This is a genomic window from Pseudomonas sp. Pseusp18 (genome assembly GCF_059506005.1).
Genome location: NZ_CP169240.1, coordinates 3,469,114 through 3,484,161, shown reverse-complemented (window position 1 = coordinate 3,484,161; position 15,048 = coordinate 3,469,114). Strand labels below are relative to the sequence as shown.

Below are 15,048 nucleotides of genomic sequence, written 5' to 3'. Positions count from 1 at the left end.
GAGGGTTACAGAAGGACAGTTATTGTTTTTGTGTCTTCCTGCGGAGGGAAGAATGTGCGCTGATTACAGCCTTCAAACGCAGGGCTGACAAATCATCCCTAGCACTCAAACCGATACTTTTTTGCACTGATGTTTTGATGGGGAGGCGCAAGGTACGGCTATCCAGCCGTTGCGGAGGTTGAATTGAGTACAGGTTTTTTCGGTCTCAGCTATGGTTTTGCTCGGTCAACCGCTGAACCACCAACCGCCGATAATGCGTCGGCGTCATACCCTTGAGCTGCTGGAAACGCCGGTTGAAGTTGGAAATATTGTTGAAGCCCGACTCGAAACACACATCGGTCACCGGTTTGTCGCCGTCGGCCAGCAACTCGCAGGATTTGCTGATGCGCAGGCGATTGACGAACTCAATGAAACAGCGCCCGGTGGCCTGCTTGAATACCCGACTGAAGTAGGTCGGCGTCAGACCCAAGTGCTCGGCGACTTCTTCCAGCGTCAAATCCCGGGCGTAATGGGCAAAGATGTAATCCACCGCACGGTTGGTACGGTCGATATTGTGTTCATCGGCCAATTGCGGCGTTGTGGCCCCCGACAGCAACTGATAGTCATCGGACGCCGCCAGCAACTCCAGCAGAATGAAAAAGTGCCCGAGCCGGGTCATGCCCTGGGTGTCGGCGATGCGCTGCATCAAGGTAATGGCCTGGCGGATGGTGCGCTTGCAGCGAAACTCGATGCCGTACTGCGCGCGCTCCAGCAAGGGCGCAATTGTCTTGAGTTCGGCGAACACCTGATGGCCGCTTTCAAACAGCTCGTCAGTGAAATTGACCAGCATGTCGCGCTCGGGAACCACTTCGTCTTCGGCCACCTGGCTGATCCAGTTGTGGGGCAGGTTGGGGCCGGTCAGGAACAGTGTTTCCGGGTAAAAGTTGCCGATGTAGTCACCGATGAACACCTTGCCGGAGCTGGCGATGATCAGGTGCAGTTCGTATTCCTTGTGGAAATGCCAGCGCACCAGGGGGCAGGGGAATCCGTGCTGGCGATAGATGATGGACAACCCGTTGTGGTCGTCCATCAATTCGTAGGAGGGATCGGTAACTCTGGCTGGTCGGCTCATGTCAGGACACTTTTATTGTTATCGCCCCTTGATCATGCCTCTTTCGGGACGCCTAAGGCCAGCTTGCAACGCAACTGTGCTCAGGCGGGGGCATGCAAGGCATCACCGTATACCGCTTTCATGCTGGTGGCACTCCAGCAGTAACGAACGATTTCGGATTCGTCGAAAAAGTCGGTATTGATGATGCTGCAGCGCGTCACCCAGTCCCGGGTGGGATTGAACCAGTCATTGATGTGGTTTTTGATGTCTTGAGGCCCTCCCAGAAACGCATAGCTGGTGGCCGATAACGACCATAAAAATGTTTCGTAAGGCGCGTCTTTGAGTGTGCTGGAAATATGGGTTTTCAAATCCTCGGTGTCGGTAAACCGCCTGTTGATCCACTTGTGTGCAATGCGCGGCCAGAAATAATTCTCATCCAGTTCCCGCCGTGCAGGCGCCGCTAATATCACCCTGCGGCGAGCACTGATCCGCTTGAGCTCGCCGATCGTTTTTGTGGAGTTGTCAGGCGGTATTACTCGCTGTCCGAGTTGGCTGACCAGAAGCTCATTGAGTTTCTGATAGTCGAAGCGATTGTTACCGTCCCCTAGCTGATGAAAGTCCAAAACCACAAATTCATCCGGATTTCGGTCGAGGAAAGATGAAACTGCGCTGATGAGTTCATCGAGAACTCGATGTGACTGATATCCATTGTGATGGAAATAGAAGATCGACTGATCAGCACCCTCGGTGTAGCCCAAGCGGATATCGAATGCCCGTGCGCCATTGGACAGTTGCCATGCAAATGAACCGTTTTGACACGTCGTCCAGTTGCCGACGACCACTTCATAATTAGGCGCCTGTTTATCCATGCCGGCGTTATGGGCGCCGGGCCAGATAACATCAGTCAGTTTTATACGATTGATGTCGAGGGCAGTGCTCATCCACGTTTGTTTATCCAGCGTGATGGCTGTGTTGTGGGTCATGACAGTTCCTTGTCGTTGAATCGTCTCCTCCATGGCGGCGACGAAATTCATGTGTGGGATATGGCTGCGTGCCATACCCCTATTACTCGCCTGCGTAGAAAGGCTTTCATGACCCAGCATAGAAGTGCACGACGGCATTGCCAGTCACGGAAATACTTGCACAAGAAATAGCTAGCGCGCTTGCTTGGCCGCTTTACTCAGGTTCGCGGTCAGGCAATATGAAACGATGTTGCTTTCTTCAATGAAGTCGACGTTGATAATGTTGCAACGTGTTGCCCAGTCGCTTTTATTCGGGTCAAACCACGAATTAAGCTCATCGTGAATATCTACCGGACCACCGAGAGCGCTATAACTGGTCGCGGACAGGGACCATGGTGCCCATGTGCCTGGCGGATATTTCAGCACTTTTATAATGTGCTGTTCCAACTCTGCGGCACTGGTGATGCCGTTGCCAGACCATTTGTGCTCGATTTGCTGAATGAACACGCTCTTGTCAATTGCCCAGTGCCAAGGCACAGCAACCACAACGCGTTGGCTGTCGCTGAGGCGTTTGAGTTGGCCGAGGCTCAACGAGCGATCTTGGTTGGGAATCAAGCGGCGCCCAAGAAAGTGGACCATCATCTTATTGAAGTAAGCGTAATCAAAGTCATCCCCACTCAATTCATGAAAGTCCAGGATGATGAATTCATTGGAATTTTCTTGCAGAAATGCTTCTACGTCTCTGACAAGGTGTCCAAGCGTGCGGCCGTTACGGTAGCCGTTGTGATGAATGCAGAACTTGCCAAGCCCCGGCGCACTGGCGTCATACGTCAAACGGATGTCAAGCACTCGGGAGCCGTGGCACAGTTGCGAGTAAAACGATTCGTGCTGACAGGCCAGCCAATGGGCGCCCGGGATCAGCGGCCAGGAGGTTTTCCAGTCGCTGCCGGCGTTATGGGTGCCTGGCAGTGTCAACTCATTGAGCGACAGTGTATCAATCGCCGGCGTGGCGCCCATCCAGTTTCTAAGTGCATAGTTGTTTTGAACAATGTTGTCCATTTAATGCTTCCTTGCATAGTTTGATAGGTGTTATTGGCTGGCCGAAGTGAGTGACTGTTACCCACTTCGGTCAATAATTTATAAAGGGAAAGAGAGGAGTGATCAATCGTCGCGATAATGCAAGATGTGTGTATTTAGTTGTGCGTTAATTAAGCAGGGTTTCGGTTTTTCGCCTCAATCCATTGCGCCATGTATTGCGTACTTTTATGGTGGTGATGACGCAGCATGCTACCGGTAAAATTATCGCATCTAAGTTGAGGCAAGTGCTGTTGGCAGTACAACAACTTCTTGATCAACGCCGGGCCATGTTCCGACGTTTTATATCGATCGGCCAGCAACCTCTGCCCGTGGAGTTGGGCCTGCGTCCAAAGCGCTTCATCCTTGTACAGGCGCACGGCACAGTCAGCCACTTCCCGTGCCGTGCGGGCCACGGCCCCAGGCCAGGGATGATTGCCATGCATGGCTTCGGCGCCGATGGGCGTCGTCACCGTGGGGGTGCCACATAACATGGCGTCGACAATCTTGCCTTTGATACCGGCACCGAAGCGTAGAGGCGCCAGACAAATGCGTGCCGCCGACATCACTTGCAAAGCATCTTCTGCCCAGTTCATGACATGAAAACCCTGGGCCGGGTTGTGCAGCGCGGTAGCTTTGGGGGGCGTGTAAGCACCGTAGATATGCAACTGAGCCGTGGGCAGTTGCTCGCGGATCAACGGCCAGATGGCTGTTTTCATCCAGAGCACCGCATCCCAGTTCGGCGCATGTCGAAAATTGCCAATGCTGAGAAAGTGCGCTCGATCGTCAAAGGCTGTCGGCGGCACGCCCTCAGGTTCGACCATCAGCGGACACCAGTGCACCAAGTTGCGCGGCAGCTTGAACTGCTCGACCAGCAATTCGATCTCCACTTCAGAGATCATCAGGTTCAAGTCGCAACGGTACAGTGCAGCAATCTCCCGTTTGGCGAGATCGGTATCAGCCATCAGTTCGAATTCCTCGCGCAACGCCGGCGCGAACAAGTCGCTGAAATCATTGTTGTCGTCATTGGCCTTCAAGCGATCCTTGAGGCGCTGATGCCGGGCGTGCCGCAAGCTTTGCAGATCCGATGTCTCAAGGACACGCAGGGCATCGGGACAGTATTTTTCGACCCGCCAGCCAAACTGCTCCTCCATCATGAACTGATCGAACAGCACGATGTCCGGAGCAAGTTCGCTGACGAAGTCGTCGAAACTGCTGTTGTTCAATTCAATCGGAATTTCACGAATGCCCAACGCCGTCAGATCAGCCCGATGTTCACCGGTGCCGGCCGGGCTACTGAAGGTGACGTCCCAGCCTTGCTGCAAGAATGTCTCAAGGATTTGCATGACGTGCCCACTGGCCGCTGAAGAACGGGGCTCGGGCCAGACGTAACCAATGACCAGGACTTTGGTTGCGTTGGGCTGACTCATGACAGTGTTCCTTGGTGTAGGCGAGGAGGGACGAAGAAAAGGCCGCAATTAAACCACAGGAGGCGATTCCTGTGAGTTTGCGGCCGTTTACTTGAGTCTACGGGAGGTCAGCGACCCCGTTGACAGCGTTTTTCTGCCCCAGGCGTCTAGGCGAGTGTAGACAGATTAATGATCACAGCCTCCGTGATGTGCTTACCAGTTGCTGTCTCGAACTTGCTCCTCATCCGGCCCAGGTTTTCGAGAAAGCGCGGGTAATTGGCCGATCGTTGATTCAACAAGCCAATAGCCAGGGCGTAAGAGTCGGCGTTCAGGAGGGCAGGAGACTCGGCAACGACCTTGGGCAAGTCTTTTTTAAGCTGGATAAACTCAAGGAACCCCTCTTTACTGGCATCGCGCAATGTGCGAGGGTCAAGTCCATTCGGATGCTTCGCCAGGTTCATCAACTGAGTCACATCGACATCGCCTGCCTTGCCAAATGCGGGATCCGGGTTGGCATACATCAGGTCAATCGTACGTTGTGAGCCATGAGACATCTCATGCACCACGCCATCAGCGATCCGCCCTCTGTCGAATCTTTCCTTTTGGAAAAAGTCAGTCATATTGTCCGAGTAAATCTTCATGAATCGACTGTCAACCGAGTCAGCGGGGTAATTCGCTGCTTTCCATCGCGCGAAGGCATCGGGAAAGATTGCAGCCAGCGCGCCGTCCGAAGGCTTTTTTACAATCTCTATGTTGTTCAGGGAGATGTGATTGAGGTCTTTTTTCATTCTGTGTAATGCTTCGGTCAGGTGCTCAACAGTCTCAGTGGAACTATTGCCGAAGAAATATTTTATTATTGCTTTTACGTCGAAATCAGCACTGTTTGCCATCAGTTGATGCAGTGCGGTGTCAATTTTTGTCTGGGCGATCGGTAAGCTTCTTTTGACATAGGCAGAGACGAAGCTATCCGGCAGGAGTTTCTTGCGAGCGTAGGATTTGAAACTCAAGTCGAAATTTTTGAGTTTCTTTCCCCACGGCAGCCCCAGCCGGTTGAGAGCGTACCAGTCATCCTGCATGCGAACCGCCGACACGATGAAAGAATCTCCAGAGCTACCCAGCGGACGCCAGGTTCCTTGTCCGATATCAGGTCGTTGCGCCGCTTTGATCAAGTCATAAGCGTCAGCGCTGCCGGACAGTCTTCGAAGTTGATGGGTTGCACTTTCCAAAGAGTTCAAACCAGCCCGGCTGATACCCAATACACCTTTCTTTAAATACTTTCCGACGCCCAGGATCAGCTCTGGCGTACCGTCCAGCGGGTTGAACACAGAATGGAGAAACCCTAGGCCCAACTTGGCTAGCGCTCTGGTCTTCGAGGCGGTGGAAACGGCCTTTGCCGCGACGCTAGCGGCTTTTGCAGCGACGCCAACAACCAGCAAAACGGTCATCGCAAGTTCAAGCGTGCAGAACAGCGTGCTGCCCCTGTTACGGTCCGGATCATCGGAGAAGAAGTCTTCGATGCAGGATTTAAAAGGCACAATAATATTAATGAATGTCTCGAATTGTTGTTCTTCCTTTGAGTACCTTTGCTCCAGTTCTGTTAGGCCCCGCGCGTCTTCTATCAGTTCGTCGTACGTCCAGAGGGGGCGATGCTTCAAAATGAAATTAGTCAGGGTACTGAATTCTTCGCTTTGATAGCTCTCATAATAACCAGGCTCAATAGTGCGTCCTGTTTTTACCGATGTGTTCAATGACCCCAGTTTTTCAATCACCCCATGACTTGACTGCGTGTTGCCTGGGGGAACTCCGTGGGTATAGCTCTCTATATCAGTTGGCAAATTATGGATTTTTGCAGCTTTGCTCAAACTGTTGATGTGATCGGTAAAGTCCAGTCTCGCAGGTTGTGCCAGCAGACCTTCTTTTTGCACAAGTGCTGCCAGTTGAGGGTTCTCCCTGCATTCACCGTGCAAGGTGAACAGTTCATAACAATACAACCGGCCTTCATATTTCGAGCACATCACGACGCCATAGCGCCCCGTGGCTTCATCTTTGGCTTTCTGTTTTTCCTGAGGAAACAAATCGGGAGGCTGGATGATGACAACCGAGGGGGGGATCTGGATGATGGCAACCGAGGGGCGGATAGTGAAGAAAGTGACTTCACCGCACAGCAAACGAACCCGGTCAGCCGGCGGTAACGCCGACAAAGCCAGATTGACAATACTGGCCATCGCTTTTTCCAATGGTGCATAAGCCTGGTCAAAACGACGTTTGAAAACCCCCTCCGTAGAGACCAGATTAGGCACAAGGTGCGGAAATCTCTGGTAGAGACTAGTGCTTTTTTTCAAATCCCAGTTCAGTGTCCCCAGATGATTGGACATGTTGAGCTCTACCATGGACATGGCTAACGGCTCGAAATTGTTGAACTCGTCACTAGACCGTTGTTTCTCGAACAGTATTTTTTCGTCGATGAAATCGCAGTCCGGCACGATATGCTCAAGTATCTCCCGGGAAATCGCTTTTCGGCTGGGCAGAGGGGTCGACAACGTGGCGACTGCTTGCGAATAGACATCCGCAAACGTCTGATAAGCCTCAATGGCACGATCACCAGAACCTTTATAGTCACTGATCACCTGCTCAAGAGTAATCACGTTGTTCAGCAGCGCCCAGTCAATAATCGGGTCGACTGACAGCACGCTGTGCAGAATTTCCAGCTCCTTGTTGACTGGCTCAATCGCTTCAAGTTGCATGACGTTTGCAAACGTCATGGAAAGCACGGAACCGCAAGCATTGGCTTCTGCTATGGCAACACCCCGACAGAACGTAATCCATTCGGGGGTGCCCAGTCGCAATGATTCGGGCAGATTTCTTACCAGAAATTCGGGTGCCCTGCCTGCCAGCAACAAGTAGGCGGCGAGCGTACTGGTGTCAGAAGTAATGTCATGCTCATTCTCAAGATGCCGTTCCAGTTCAGTGAAAACCTCTGGAACTGATTTCTCTATGTTTTCAGGCGTATAAAGGTTGTAACCCGCGATGTGATTTCGACGCTCGTCGCCTCCCGCGTCCGGGTAAATGTCGAGAATAATTGCAGTCATGAGTACCTGCTCGAGGTTCAACTCAGAGACGGATTCACCTGATTTGGATCCGTACCAGTCAAGCGCTTTTAAATAACTTTCGGACCAGCTTTTGAAATAGGGGTGTATACCCAATTCGTGCAGCAGTTCGCGGCAATTCAATCGGTTTGCTGTTTTCGAACGGTTTCCCAATGCAATACTACACAGGTCCACCAGCAGCTTTCCCCGTCCCCCGATGTGCTGAGCGGTCAAGGTACGAATTGTTTGCCTGTCATCCGCCGACAACACCAAAGCCTTGTCCTCACTGCCTGAGATGGCTTCCCAGTAGTTACCCAATGCAGGGGAAGGGCGGTAGGCAAATTCCAGATGCTTGATCAGGTTTTTTATACCTGTCAGATTTTCCGGTGCATCATACTCATGAAAGGTCAACCATTGTTTTACGTTGACGTCCTCCGTTGTAAAAACCATCCCGCCCATCGTTGTTGCAATTTCAATGAGGGTGTTGAAATCTTCGCTAAGCTCTGGGCTTCGCTTTACCGCGATGGTAAAAGTGTACTTGGTATTTTTGATTGTTGCGCCAATTTGGCCATCGCTGCTTACGTATACATTGGTGCCCGCGGGCATCGTCAGCTTGCTTCTGATTAGAAAGTTAGTAAACGCTTCCGTTTCAATCAAACCTTGCAGCATCACAGCGCCTGGTTGTAGTGCCTGTTCGAACGAAGAGCCTTTTGTGATCGAGAAAAATGAATTGCTCCAGTCGACTTTCGGATCGTCTTTCATGTCCGCAATCTTGCTTTTTAGGATTGTGATAACTTTCTGTTTTTCAATGTTGTCACTCTCTGCGATTTTTTCAATATCATAGGTGGCTTGAAAAGGTTTAGACAAACGACGCTCGGAATGTGCCGACATGCTCGTGCTGCTCATAAATAAATCCGTTTATTTAAAGTTGGTTTAAATGAGTCGGCATCCTCTTTTGGTTATGGTTAAGTGGCAACTAGAGTTGTGTGAGGTGTTATTTCACCATGCCAGAAAAAATAACTAAAGGTTCGTTTGGTTTAGAGTAAAAGCAAGGCGGACGCGGCCTCTAGGATAAGGCGCTTAACAACGTTTTCATGGTGTAACGAATGTTTGGAATTTTTATGGCAGGGAGCCAATGCTGTATCAAATAGCACCTCACTTTTTCAAGTTCGGTGCCTAGGTTGATGCCTGGTTTAGCTGGCAGGGAGTATGCCTTTGACCTTATCCCGCAGTTGATCAATCGAGAATGGCTTGCCGATCACATGCATGTCGTCAGGCACCTCAATGCTTTCGGCATAGCCGCTGGCGAACAGAATCGGCAGCTCGGGGCGCAGCATGCGCGCCTGCTTGGCCAATTCACGTCCGTCCATGATCGGCAGCCCCACATCGGTCATCAGCAAGTCGATGTGCTGGTCCTCATCGTTGATGAAATCCAGCGCCTCTTCGCAGCCATCGGCCTCAAGTACCCGGTATTCCAGTTCCTCCAGCACATCGACGATCAGCGTGCGCACGATGGCATCGTCTTCGACGACCAGGATGGTGGATGTTTTGGTGGACATAGTGCGGCTCTCAAAGGTTGGATTTGCGATAGCGTCGATCGAAATCGCCGGGCTCTTGCATGAGTAAGTGACAGATCACGACAAGTTCCCGAGGCGTTACAAAGAACAATAGCCGCACAAGAGCCGCGAAGAATAACCGCTCCTTTGCGCCGGAGCAGTGAAATGCAGGATATTGCCGAAAAACGTGTCAGAAAAATGGATCCCCTCGGCCGATTTGGGGCAGACTCGATGGCTTTCAACAGTTCGACAAGGCTTCCCATGACCTCTGCGCCTGCGGTTGATGAGCAACGATTCCGTAAACTCCTGAGCCGCAACGTCAGCCTGCCGTTGGGTGTCGGTGTTATCAGCGCGGTGTTCTTTGTCTTGCTGATCACTTATCTGCTGTCGGTGATCCAGTGGGTCCAGCACTCGGACCGGGTGATCAATAATGTCAATGAAGCGGTAAAACTGACCGTCGATCTGGAAACCGGCATGCGCGGTTTCCTGCTCAGTGGCGACGAGCATTTTCTCGAGCCCTATGAGACGGCAAAGCCAAGAATAGCGGTCGCCCTCAATACCTTGCTCGAACTGACCGCGGACAATCCGGTGCAGACCGACCGTCTGCACCGGCTCCAGGCCTTGCAGACGGAGTGGGCCAATTTCGCGCAATCGTTGATCGATTTGCAGCATGCAGGCGGTGATTACCGCAGCGTCGTCAAGGTCGGTCGCGGCAAACGGTTGACCGATGAGATCCGCAAGCAATTCGAAGACCTGATCGACATGGAGCAGCAGTTGCGTGCCACGCGCAACGAAGAAGTGCGGCGCACCACAATCTGGAGCATCGCTCTTTATCTGCTGTTCGTGGCCGGTATCAGCGGATTGCTGGCCTATATTGGTCGCCGGGATCTTCTCAACCTGTCCCGCAGCTACAGCGTCAACCTCGCCGCGCAACAGGCCAGCGCCCGCCGTCTGGAGCAGCAGGCCTGGTTGCGCAACGGCCAGACCGAACTGGCCGAACAAGTCCTGGGGCAGTTATCGCTCAATCTATTGGGGCGCAACATTCTGCAGTTCTGCGCGCAATACCTGGGCAGCGCCGTCGCGGCGATCTATGTGCGCGAGGAGCATGGTGGCCTGAAGCGCATCGCGTCTTACGGTTTCTCCCGGGAACAGGAAGCGCTTGAGCAGCAGATTTACAATGGCGAAGGGATTGTCGGCCAGGTGGCGCAACAGGCGCGCCTGATTCGTCTTGATGACGTGCCAGGCGACTACTTCAAAGTCAGCTCCGGCCTGGGCGAAGGTTTACCACGCAGTGTACTGGCGGTGCCGACCAGCGATGACGATCGCGTCAACGGGGTGATCGAACTCGGTTTCCTGCGACCGCTGACAGATCGTGACATCGAGTTGCTCGAACTGGTTGCCGGCAACATCGGCACCTCGATCGAAGCGGCGCGCTATCGCCAGCGCTTACAGGAAGTGCTGGCCGAAACCCAGCAACTCAACGAAGAGTTGCAGGTTCAGCAAGAAGAACTCAAGAGCGCCAACGAAGAGCTGGAAGAGCAGTCGCGGGTTCTCAAGGAGTCCCAGGCTCACCTGGAAACCCAGCAGATCGAGCTGGAGCAAACCAACGAGCAACTCGCCGAACAGGCGCAGATCCTGGCCGAGCAACGCGATGCCATGGACCTGAAGAACAGCCAGCTGAATCAGGCCCAGCTTGAGCTCGAGGCCCGCGCCGAAGAATTGCAGCGTGCCAGCAAGTACAAATCCGAATTCCTTGCCAACATGTCCCACGAATTGCGCACGCCGCTGAACAGTTCGTTGATTCTGGCGAAATTGCTGGCGGAAAACCCGCAGGAAAACCTCAGCGCCGAGCAGGTCAAGTTCGCCGAGTCGATCTATTCCGCCGGCAACGACTTGCTCAACCTGATCAACGACATTCTCGACATTTCCAAGGTTGAGGCCGGCAAGCTTGAGGTGCGTCCGGAGAACACCAGCGTTGCGCGCCTGGTGGAAGGCCTGCGAGGAATGTTCGAGCCGTTGGCCGCGGACAAGAAACTGGATTTTGAAGTCGAATTGCGCGCTGACGCACCGCTGATGCTGTTCACCGATCGCCAGCGCCTGGAGCAAGTGATCAAGAACCTGTTGTCAAACGCGGTGAAATTCACCGAAAAGGGCACCGTCAGCCTGATCGTGGCGGCTCAGCCAGGCGAGGGCATCGCCTTTATCGTCCGTGATACCGGGATCGGCATTGCGCCGGATCATCAGGACAGCATTTTTGAAGCCTTCCGTCAGGCCGACGGCACCACTAACCGTCGTTACGGCGGTACCGGCCTGGGCCTGTCGATCTCTCGTGATCTGGCCACGTTGCTGGGCGGCTCCATCAGCCTGACCAGCACGCCGGGGCAGGGCAGTGTGTTCACCCTGGTGTTGCCGCAGCACTACATCGAACCGGGCGATACGCCTGTCGAAACGATGAAAGCCACGCCGGTGACCATGCCGCAAGCCATCGTGGCTACCGCACCAGTGCCGCTGATTGCCGAGGTCGAAATCGCGCGTTTCGATGATGATCGCTACAAGGCGCCGTTCGCCACTCGATGCATCCTGGTGGTGGAAGATGAGCCGGACTTTGCGCACATCCTCTACGATCTGGCCCATGAACTGGGTTATCAGTGCCTGGTGGCCTATGGCGCCGATGAAGGCTACGACCTGGCCAGGCAATTCATCCCCGACGCGATCCTGCTCGACATGCGCCTGCCGGATCATTCCGGGCTGACGGTGTTGCAGCGCCTGAAAGAGCACGCCGAAACCCGGCACATTCCCGTGCATGTGATCTCGGTCGAAGACCGTGTCGAGGCCGCCATGCACATGGGCGCCATCGGTTACGCGGTTAAACCGACTACGCGCGAGGAGCTCAAGGAGGTGTTTGCCCGCCTCGAAGCCAAACTGACCCAGAAGGTCAAACGCATATTGTTGGTCGAAGACGACGATCTGCAGCGCGACAGCATCGCCCGATTGATCGGCGACGAGGACGTCGAAATCACTGCCGTCGGCCTGGCGCAGGATGCACTCGATTTGCTGCGCACCACGATTTTCGACTGCATGATCATCGACCTGAAACTGCCGGACATGCTTGGCAACGACTTGCTCAAACGCATGTCCTGCGAGGATATCTGCTCGTTTCCACCGGTGATCGTCTATACCGGACGCAACCTGACCCGGGACGAAGAGGCCGAGCTGCGCAAGTATTCGCGCTCGATCATCATCAAGGGCGCGCGTTCGCCCGAGCGGTTGCTGGATGAAGTGACACTCTTCTTGCACAAGGTCGAATCCCGCTTATCCCATGAACGCCAGACCATGCTCAAGACCGCCCGCAGCCGCGACAAGGTGTTCGAGGGGCGCAAAGTGCTGCTGGTGGATGACGATGTACGCAATATCTTCGCCCTGACCAGTGCGCTGGAGCAGAAGGGTGCGGTGGTGGTGATTGGCCGTAACGGTCGTGAAGCAATTGAGCGATTAAATGAAGTCGAGGACATCGACCTGGTGCTGATGGACGTGATGATGCCGGAAATGGATGGTTTCGAAGCCACTCTGGAAATCCGCAATGATCCGCGCTGGCGCAAGCTGCCGATCATTGCGGTGACGGCCAAGGCGATGAAGGACGATCAGGAGCGCTGCTTGCAGGCCGGCTCCAACGACTACCTGGCCAAGCCCATCGACCTGGATCGCCTGTTCTCGCTGATTCGTGTGTGGTTACCGAAGATGGAACGCCTCTAATGGAGCGCAGCGAAATCGAACTGAGGTTGTTGATCGAAGCGATCTACCTCAAATACAGCTACGATTTTCGCGATTACTCCGGCGCGTCGATCAAGCGTCGGGTCAACCATGCATTGAGCCAATTCGAGTGCAATACCATCTCGGCGCTGCAAGAGAAGGTCCTGCACGACCCAACCGCGTTCATGCAGCTGCTGCAATTGCTGACGATTCCGGTCAGCGAAATGTTTCGCGACCCTTCGCACTTCCTGGCGCTGCGTCAGGAAGTGGTGCCGCTGCTCAAGACCTGGCCGTCGATCAAGGTCTGGATTGCCGGTTGCAGTACCGGCGAAGAGGTCTATTCGATGGCGATCCTGCTGCGCGAAGAAGGCCTGCTGGAGCGTACCATCATCTATGCCACCGACATCAACCCGCGCTCGCTGGATAAAGCCAGGCAGGGGATTTTCTCCCTGCAGAATGTTCGGGCCTACACTCACAATTATCAGCAGGCCGGTGGTCAGCGTTCGTTCGCCGACTATTACACGGCGGCTTATGACTACGCGATTTTCGACAAGAGCCTGTGCGACAACGTAACGTTCGCCGATCACAGCCTGGCCACCGATAGCGTATTCTCCGAAACTCAATTAATTTCGTGTCGTAATGTGCTGATTTACTTCAACAAAAAGCTTCAGGATCGAACGTTCGGCTTGTTTCACGAATCTTTGTGTCATCGGGGCTTTCTGGCACTGGGCAGTAAGGAAACCCTGGATTTTTCGGCCTATGGCAATCAGTTTGAGCCGTTGGTCAAACAAGAAAGGATCTACCGCAAATCATGAACCGTGCAGGTATTCCTTGTGTAGAAGCTATCGTGATCGGTGCTTCGGCCGTCTGTGTGTCGAGCGGGAACGAACCCCATGCTAAGTAACATCCAGACCAATTTACTGATCGTCGACGACCTGCCGGAGAACCTGCTGGCGCTTGAGGCGTTGATCAAGCGGCAGGACCTCTTCGTCTTCAAGGCCTTGTCCGCCGATGAAGCCTTGTCGCTGTTGTTGCAGCACGAATTCGCGCTGGCCATTCTCGATGTGCAGATGCCCGGCATGAACGGCTTTGAGTTGGCCGAGTTGATGCGCGGCACGGAAAAAACCAAAAGCATCCCGATTGTGTTCGTCAGTGCCGCTGGCCGTGATCTCAACTACGCATTCAAGGGCTACGAAAGCGGAGCGGTGGACTTTCTGCACAAGCCGCTGGATGTCCACGCGGTCAAGAGCAAGGTCAATGTCTTCGTCGATCTGTATCGCCAGAGCAAGGCGATGAAGCAGCAGGTCGAAGCCCTGGAGCAAAGTCGCCGCGAACAGGGGGCGCTGCTCGAACAGTTGCAGAACACCCAGAAAGAACTGAAGCAGGCGGTGCGCATGCGCGATGACTTCATGTCCATCGTTGCGCATGAAGTCCGTACACCGCTCAATGGCCTGATCCTCGAAACCCAGTTGCGCAAAATGCACCTGGCCCGGGATAACGCCGCGGCGTTCACCCTGGACAAAATGCACGCCATGGTCGAGCGCGACGAACGGCAGATCAAAAGCTTGATCCGCCTGATCGAAGACATGCTCGATGTGTCGCGGATCCGCACCGGCAAGCTGTCGATCCGCCCGACTCGGTTTGACCTGGTGCAACTGGTGCACAATCTTTTGCAGAACTTCGCACCGCAGGTTGAGGCCGCGCAGGCGTCAGTCAGCTTGATCGCCGACCAACCCGTGATGGGCGACTGGGACGAGTTTCGTATCGAACAAGTGATTTGCAATCTGCTGACTAATGCGTTGCGCTATGGTGCCAAGAGCGCGATCGACGTTCGCGTGTACAATCACCACGGGCAAGCGCGGGTTGAGGTTCAGGATCGCGGTATCGGGATCGGTGAAGAGAATCAGCAGCGCATTTTTCAGCAGTTCGAACGGGTTTCCACCAGGGCCGTCGTGGCGGGGCTGGGCCTGGGGTTGTTTATTTCGCAGCAGATTGTCGCCGCCCATGGTGGCTCCATTACCGTCGAGAGCCGGATTGGCGAAGGCGCCTTGTTTCGCGTTTGTCTGCCGCTGCAGGAAAACAGCCCGATGAACGCAACCTCTGATTGACCACATGGTCGTA

9 protein-coding genes are annotated in these 15,048 nt (G+C 54.0%); 3 read left to right on the top strand and 6 right to left on the bottom strand.

Annotation, left to right across the window (positions count from 1 at the left end):
* Positions 1-205 precede the first annotated feature (205 nt).
* The 6 genes from ACEN9A_RS15615 to ACEN9A_RS15590 all read right to left on the bottom strand — a co-directional run bounded on the left by ACEN9A_RS15615 (position 206) and on the right by ACEN9A_RS15590 (position 9,180).
* Complete coding sequence (locus tag ACEN9A_RS15615) at positions 206-1,111, bottom strand: AraC family transcriptional regulator (protein WP_258668505.1); 906 nt, start codon at positions 1,109-1,111, stop codon at positions 206-208.
* Between the two features lie 80 nt (positions 1,112-1,191).
* Complete coding sequence (locus ACEN9A_RS15610) at positions 1,192-2,073, bottom strand: phosphatidylinositol-specific phospholipase C domain-containing protein (protein ID WP_258668504.1); 882 nt, start codon at positions 2,071-2,073, stop codon at positions 1,192-1,194.
* 171 nt (positions 2,074-2,244) lie between these two features.
* Entirely contained in the window at positions 2,245-3,111 is an 867-nt protein-coding gene (locus ACEN9A_RS15605; RefSeq protein ID WP_258668503.1) for a phosphatidylinositol-specific phospholipase C domain-containing protein, read from the bottom strand.
* Positions 3,112-3,260: 149 nt separating this feature from the next.
* Complete coding sequence (locus ACEN9A_RS15600) at positions 3,261-4,556, bottom strand: glycosyltransferase (protein ID WP_258668502.1); 1,296 nt, start codon at positions 4,554-4,556, stop codon at positions 3,261-3,263.
* A gap of 146 nt (positions 4,557-4,702) precedes the next feature.
* The gene (locus ACEN9A_RS15595) at positions 4,703-8,527 is read right to left on the bottom strand and encodes a M35 family metalloendopeptidase (RefSeq protein ID WP_413387836.1); all 3,825 of its coding nucleotides are present in this window, start codon (positions 8,525-8,527) and stop codon (positions 4,703-4,705) included.
* Positions 8,528-8,814: 287 nt separating this feature from the next.
* Positions 8,815-9,180, bottom strand: coding sequence for a response regulator (locus ACEN9A_RS15590; RefSeq protein WP_258668498.1), 366 nt, complete (start codon positions 9,178-9,180; stop codon positions 8,815-8,817).
* 258 nt (positions 9,181-9,438) lie between these two features.
* Here ACEN9A_RS15590 and ACEN9A_RS15585 point away from each other — a divergent pair, with 258 nt between their 5' ends.
* The 3 genes from ACEN9A_RS15585 (at position 9,439) to ACEN9A_RS15575 (ending at position 15,035) form a co-directional block, all read left to right on the top strand.
* Complete coding sequence (locus tag ACEN9A_RS15585; RefSeq protein ID WP_258668497.1) at positions 9,439-12,930, top strand: response regulator; 3,492 nt, start codon at positions 9,439-9,441, stop codon at positions 12,928-12,930.
* A complete protein-coding gene (locus ACEN9A_RS15580; protein WP_204123700.1) occupies positions 12,930-13,742 on the top strand; it encodes a CheR family methyltransferase in 813 nt (270 codons plus the stop codon). The genes ACEN9A_RS15585 and ACEN9A_RS15580 overlap by 1 nt, the downstream gene beginning before the upstream one ends.
* Positions 13,743-13,820: 78 nt before the next feature.
* Positions 13,821-15,035: a hybrid sensor histidine kinase/response regulator gene (locus ACEN9A_RS15575; protein WP_258668496.1), complete on the top strand. Its 1,215-nt coding sequence runs from the start codon at positions 13,821-13,823 to the stop codon at positions 15,033-15,035.
* Positions 15,036-15,048: the final 13 nt, after the last annotated feature.

Coding starts and splice junctions, on each gene's coding strand:
- ACEN9A_RS15615 (WP_258668505.1), bottom strand. CDS start 1,111: ATGAGCCGACCAGCCAGAGTTACCGATCCCTCCTACGAATTGATGGAC.
- ACEN9A_RS15610 (WP_258668504.1), bottom strand. CDS start 2,073: ATGACCCACAACACAGCCATCACGCTGGATAAACAAACGTGGATGAGC.
- ACEN9A_RS15605 (WP_258668503.1), bottom strand. CDS start 3,111: ATGGACAACATTGTTCAAAACAACTATGCACTTAGAAACTGGATGGGC.
- ACEN9A_RS15600 (WP_258668502.1), bottom strand. CDS start 4,556: ATGAGTCAGCCCAACGCAACCAAAGTCCTGGTCATTGGTTACGTCTGG.
- ACEN9A_RS15595 (WP_413387836.1), bottom strand. CDS start 8,527: ATGAGCAGCACGAGCATGTCGGCACATTCCGAGCGTCGTTTGTCTAAA.
- ACEN9A_RS15590 (WP_258668498.1), bottom strand. CDS start 9,180: ATGTCCACCAAAACATCCACCATCCTGGTCGTCGAAGACGATGCCATC.
- ACEN9A_RS15585 (WP_258668497.1), top strand. CDS start 9,439: ATGACCTCTGCGCCTGCGGTTGATGAGCAACGATTCCGTAAACTCCTG.
- ACEN9A_RS15580 (WP_204123700.1), top strand. CDS start 12,930: ATGGAGCGCAGCGAAATCGAACTGAGGTTGTTGATCGAAGCGATCTAC.
- ACEN9A_RS15575 (WP_258668496.1), top strand. CDS start 13,821: ATGCTAAGTAACATCCAGACCAATTTACTGATCGTCGACGACCTGCCG.